Origin of the sequence: Mycobacterium sp. E342 (assembly GCF_001667665.1) — a bacterium.
Lineage (GTDB): Bacteria > Actinomycetota > Actinomycetes > Mycobacteriales > Mycobacteriaceae > Mycobacterium.
On the sequence record NZ_LZJM01000211.1, the window covers coordinates 1 to 595 of the forward strand.

The window sequence follows — 595 nt, forward strand, 5'->3', positions numbered from 1 at the left end:
GCTTAGGGTATGTGCGCCGGGCGGGGCTGACCGCGTCCCGGTTTGTTGCCTGCCCGTACGCCGGGGCCGGGGCGCCGGGGGCGCGGATGTATCGCACCGGGGATCTGGTGTGTTGGGGTGCTGATGGGCAGCTGCGGTATCTGGGCCGTGCCGATGAGCAGGTCAAAATCCGCGGGTACCGCATCGAACTCGGCGAAATCCGCACCGCCCTGGCCGCACTCGATGGGGTGGATCAGGCGGTGGTGATCGCCCGCGAGGACCACCCCGGCGACAAACGCCTGATCGGCTACATCACCCAATCCGGTTCGGGCGCAGTTGATCCGGTCGCGATCCGCACCGAGTTAGCGCAGCGGCTGCCGTCCTATATGGTGCCGGCCGCGATCGTAGTGCTCGACACCTTGCCGTTAACGGTCAACGGCAAACTCGACACCCGCGCCCTACCCGCCCCCGACTACACCGGTGCTCCTTATCGCGCCCCGGCCAGTCTGGCCGAGGAGATGTTGGCGGGCATTTATGCGCAAGTCCTTGGGCTGGAGCGGGTGGGGGTGGAGGACTCGTTTTTCGAGTTGGGTGGGGATTCGTTGTCGGAGATGCG

Annotated in this window: 1 protein-coding gene; it reads left to right on the forward strand. The window is 66.6% G+C overall.

What is annotated here, in order from left to right:
• Positions 1-595, forward strand: a 595-nt coding sequence (locus A5692_RS16015) for a non-ribosomal peptide synthetase (RefSeq protein ID WP_156766111.1), incomplete at both ends; no start/stop codon positions are given.